This window comes from Aphanothece microscopica RSMan92 (assembly GCF_046613545.2).
Taxonomy (GTDB): domain Bacteria; phylum Cyanobacteriota; class Cyanobacteriia; order PCC-6307; family Cyanobiaceae; genus NIES-981.
Genome location: NZ_JBKKKY020000084.1, coordinates 5,001 through 9,690, shown reverse-complemented (window position 1 = coordinate 9,690; position 4,690 = coordinate 5,001). Strand labels below are relative to the sequence as shown.

2 protein-coding genes, 1 tRNA gene and 2 rRNA genes (1 of these 5 running past the window's edge) are annotated in these 4,690 nt (G+C 64.8%); 2 read left to right on the top strand and 3 right to left on the bottom strand.

Going from position 1 to position 4,690, the window contains the following annotated elements; genetic code table 11:
* Window positions 1-105 precede the first annotated feature (105 nt).
* Together ACLD7X_RS14995 and ACLD7X_RS14990 are read left to right on the top strand one after the other, a co-directional pair.
* Entirely contained in the window at window positions 106-561 is a 456-nt protein-coding gene (locus tag ACLD7X_RS14995; RefSeq protein WP_411424455.1) for a hypothetical protein, read from the top strand.
* Between the two features lie 46 nt (window positions 562-607).
* Complete coding sequence (locus ACLD7X_RS14990) at window positions 608-2,314, top strand: recombinase family protein (protein WP_411424456.1); 1,707 nt, start codon at window positions 608-610, stop codon at window positions 2,312-2,314.
* On the opposite strand, the gene ACLD7X_RS14985 is transcribed toward ACLD7X_RS14990, so the two are convergent.
* From ACLD7X_RS14985 to ACLD7X_RS14975, 3 genes are all read right to left on the bottom strand, one after another.
* A tRNA-Met gene (locus tag ACLD7X_RS14985) sits at window positions 2,274-2,347 on the bottom strand. The two genes, ACLD7X_RS14990 and ACLD7X_RS14985, sit on opposite strands and share 41 nt — an antisense overlap.
* A 39-nt stretch (window positions 2,348-2,386) precedes the next feature.
* Window positions 2,387-2,501 (bottom strand): 5S ribosomal RNA (rrf, locus tag ACLD7X_RS14980).
* 161 nt (window positions 2,502-2,662) lie between these two features.
* Window positions 2,663-4,690, bottom strand: a 23S ribosomal RNA gene (locus tag ACLD7X_RS14975) (it continues 709 nt past the right edge of the window).

Sequence of the window (4,690 nt, the reverse complement as noted above, 5' to 3'; positions counted from 1 at the left end):
GCCCCGGCAAGCATCCCTCGGCAGCGTGATCTCCGAAATCCCGCCGCGCCGTGACTGAACACCCGCCGCCCGACCATCGTGCACCTGACATCAGGGTTTCTGGAGGTGTCCGACCAACTCCGCGCCGTCTGGGAGCGGCTCGCTCAACTTGCCAACCAGCAGGCGCAGGAGGTGTTCCGGTTCAGCGTCGACGCGATGTGGATCAACTGGAGTGGTGAACCTCTCGGGATAATCGGCGTCGCCAAGCGGATCCGGTGGTGGTCGGAGAAACGCTTCGGGCAGGGCGAGGCGTTTGGCCCGCACCGCTTCCGGTATGGCATCGGCACCGTGGCGCCGATCGCGGACCCGGAGGCGCCTAGCACGGGCGCGGCGGTACTCGGCATCACCCGGGCGACCCATGACGCGGCCTATGACCGTGGCTCGCGGGCGTCGGCGGCCAGCCGCTTCCACGCCGGCCTCGCCGCGGCGCGCGCCCTGACGGCACCGCTCGCGCGCAACACCTTCGCGCGGCGGGCAGGCAAAGCCGGGAAAGTCGCGGAGAGCGGCGAGGAGCCCCTATGATCACCGCCGCGTCGATTCCCCGCCCTCAGCCCGGAGCGCCCCGCCCATGACCCGATGCGCGATCTATGCCCGGTTCAGCAGCGATGCCCAGTCCGAGCAGTCGATCGAGGACCAGGTACGGATTTGCCGTGCACGGGCCGAGCGCGAGGGCTGGCAGGTGGTGGAGGTCTATGCCGACTACGCCATCAGCGGCGCCACGGCCGGTCGCCCGCGCTTCCAGCAGATGGTCTCCGAGGCACGCGCGGGGCGCTTCGATGTCGTGCTGGCCGAGGCCCTCGACCGCCTGAGCCGCGACCAGGAGCACATCGCCGGCTTCCACAAGCAGATGACCTTCGCGCAGGTCCGGGTTGTCACCGTCGTGGATGGCGACATCAACGAACTGCATGTCGGCCTCAAGGGCACGATGTCAGCGCTGTTCCTCAAGGACCTCGCGCAAAAGACCCATCGCGGCCTGGAGGGGCGCGTCAGGGCGGGCGGCAGCGGTGGCGGGCTCTGCTTCGGCTACCGGGTTCGGCGCGGCCTGCGGCCGGACGGCATACCGATCACGGGCGAACTCGAGATCGAGCCGGATGAGGCCGCCATCGTGCGGCGGGTCTTCGCGGCCTACACCGCCGGGCAGTCACCCCGGTCGATCGCCAAGGGACTGAATGCCGAGGGGGTGCCGGGACCGCGCAGCGGCCAATGGACCGCATCGCTGCTGCTGGGGGGCGCTGAGCGGGAGACCGGCGTGCTCCGGAACCGGCTCTACATCGGCGAGCGGATTTGGAACCGCCAGCACTTCGTCAAAGACCCGAGTACCGGCCGGCGGGTGGCGCGGCTGAACCCGCGGGACGCCTGGGTGGTCACGGCGGTGCCCCACCTCGCAATCCTTGACGAGGCGGTCTTCGAGGCAGCGCAGCGGCGCCTGGAGGCCGCCCGACGGATTGTCTCCGCCGCGTCGGCACCGAACCGCGGCAGCGCCCTTGCGGCAGCCCGACGCCCCCGGTGGCCGCTGGCCGGCCTGGTGCGCTGCGGCCTGTGCAATGCGCCGATGAGCATCGTGGGCAGCGGCGGCCGGCTCGGCTGCTCGAACCACGTCGAGCGCGGCACTTGCGGCAACCGCCGCACGGTGGCGCGCGACGTCGTGCTGAACAGGGTGCTGGTCGGCCTCAAGGAGCGGTTGCTGGCGCCGGCCTTGGTGGAGGAGTTTGCCCAGGCCTACGTCGCCGAGGTGAACGCCGCGAACAGGGAACGCGGGGCGCGCCAGGCGGGCCTTCAAGGGCAGGTCGCCAAGCTGGACCGGCAGATCCGCACCATGCTGGACCTGATCAAGGACGGCCATGGAGGCGTCGCGATGGCGACCGAGCTGCGGGAGGTCGAACGGCGGCGGGAGGCGCTGCGGGCCGAGGCGGCTGCGGCTGGAGTGCCGGAGCCTGTTCCGGTGCTGCACCCGAACCTGCCGGCGCTGTATCGCCGCCGGGTCGAGGCGCTGGAGGAGGCGCTCAAGGATGAGGCGACCGCATTGCTGGCCACCGAGGCGCTGAGGACGCTGGTGGACGCGATCCTGGTTCACCCGGGGGAGCGACGGGGCGAGGTGTCGCTCAGCTTGCGGGGCGACCTGGCGGCCTTCCTGGAGATGGCGGAGGCGGACGGCCGCCGGGGTGGTTTGAACACGAAAACGGCCGTTCTCCGGGTGGAGAACGGCCGTTCGTGGGAAGTCATGGGATCATGGGATGCGGGGACAGGATTTGAACCTGTGACCTTCAGGTTATGAGCCTGACGAGCTACCGGGCTGCTCCACCCCGCGTTGATGTTCTGACTGTTGTGCAAGTGATCCGGCGTGGTGGCCCGGCGGCGACCGACTCTCCCGCATCTTGAGATGCAGTACCATGGGCGCTGGAGTGTTTCACGGCCGAGTTCGGGATGGGATCGGGTGTATCATCTCCGCGATGACCACCGGGCCACCGCGCCGGATCCTTGTGTGTGACAGGCAGAACATATGCTGGTTCTTCTGGATCGGTGTGTGTGTGTGTGTTGGCTGCGGCAATGTTGCGCGGTTTGGTGCTGCGCGCGGTTTGCTGGTTGACCCTTGCGGGTGTCCCAGGCCGGTGCGGCGGCGTTGATCTTGAGCTCTATCGGGCGATTAGGACCGCTCAGCTGAGAGGGTTACCCCTCTTACACCTGCGGCCTATCGACGTGGTGGTCTACCACGGCCCTCGGCGAGACCTGGTCTTGAGGCTGGTTTCCCGCTTAGATGCCTTCAGCGGTTATCCATTCCGCACTTGGCCACCCGGCCGTGCCGCTGGCGCGACAACCGGTTCACCAGAGGTGCGTCCATCCCGGTCCTCTCGTACTAGGGACGGATCCTCTCAAGTCTCGTACACCCACGGCAGATAGGGACCGAACTGTCTCACGACGTTCTAAACCCAGCTCACGTACCGCTTTAATCGGCGAACAGCCGAACCCTTGGGACCTGCTCCAGCCCCGGGATGCGATGAGCCGACATCGAGGTGCCAAACCTCCCCGTCGATGTGGACTCTTGGGGGAGATCAGCCTGTTATCCCTAGAGTACCTTTTATCCGTTGAGCGATGGCCCTTCCACGCGGGACCACCGGATCACTAAGGCCGACTTTCGTCTCTGCTCGCGCTGTCGCGCTCGCAGTCAGGCGGGCTTGTGCCTTTGCACTCAACAGCCGATGTCCGACCGGCTTGAGCCCACCATCGCGCGCCTCCGTTACCATTTGGGAGGCGACCGCCCCAGTCAAACTGCCCACCACGCAGGGTCCCGGCCCGGGGTGACCGGGCTCGGTTAGACGCCAGAAAGGCACAGGGTGGTATTTCAAGGTTGGCTCCACACAAGCTAGCGCCCATGCTTCAAAGCCTCCCACCTATCCTACACAGTCCCTTCCTGGCGCCACTGCGAAGCTGCAGTAAAGGTTCATAGGGTCTTTCCGTCTGACCGCGGGTACCCCGCATCTTCACGGGGAATTCAATTTCGCTGAGCCCATGCTGGAGACAGTGGGGAGGTCGTTACGCCATTCGTGCAGGTCGGAACTTACCCGACAAGGAATTTCGCTACCTTAGGACCGTTATAGTTACGGCCGCCGTTTACTGGGGCTTCGGTTCGGAGCTTGCACTCCTCCCCTTGACCTTCCAGCACCGGGCAGGCGTCAGACCCTATACGTCATCTCTCGATTTCGCAGAGCCCTGTGTTTTTACTAAACAGTCGCCACCCCCTGGTCTGTGCCACCCACCACCGGTTGCCCGGCAGCAGGTCTCGCTTATCCCGAAGTTACGCGAGCAATTTGCCTAGTTCCTTCAGCATGGTTCCCTCAAGCGCCTTGGAATACTCGTCCAATCCACCTGTGTCGGTTTAGGGTACGGTCCATATGTCAGAGCTATTTCCCGAGCCGATCCAGGCGCCACCCCAATCCGATAAGGGATGACACCACTTCACGGCTGTCACTTCTGACGGGCCCAGGAATATTCACCTGGTTTCCATCGGCTACGGCTGTCGCCCTCGCCTTAGGGGCCGGCTCACCCTGCGCGGATTAGCCTTGCGCAGGAACCCTTGGATTTTCGGCGGGAGGGTTTCTCACCCTCCTTGTCGCTACTCATGTCCGCATTCGCACTTCCCATACCTCCACGGCCCCTCACGGGTACCGCTTCGCAGGCCTAGGGAACGCTCCGCTACCGCACATCTTTCGATGCACCCACAGCTTCGGCTCGTGGCTTGAGCCCCGTTACATTTTCGCCGCAGAACAGCTATTAGACCAGTGAGCTATTACGCTTTCTTTAAAGGATGGCTGCTTCTAAGCCAACCTCCTGGTTGTTTTGGCCGTCCCACATGCTTTCCCACTTAGCCACGAATTAGGGGCCTTAGCTGGTGGTCTGGGCTGTTTCCCTCTCGACAATGGACCTTAGCACCCACTGTCTGTCTGCCACCTATCACTCCCCGGCATTCGGAGTTCGGTTGGGTTTGGTAGGACTTTGGGTCCCCCTAGCCCATCCGGTGCTCTACCTCCGAGGGTGTCCAGATGACGATCTACCTCAATAGATTTCGCGGAGAACCAGCTATTTCCTGGTTTGATTGGCCTTTCACCCCTAGCCACAGATCATCCCCGACTTTTTCAACAGGCGTGGGTTCGGC

Coding starts and splice junctions, on each gene's coding strand:
- ACLD7X_RS14990 (WP_411424456.1), top strand. CDS start 608: ATGACCCGATGCGCGATCTATGCCCGGTTCAGCAGCGATGCCCAGTCC.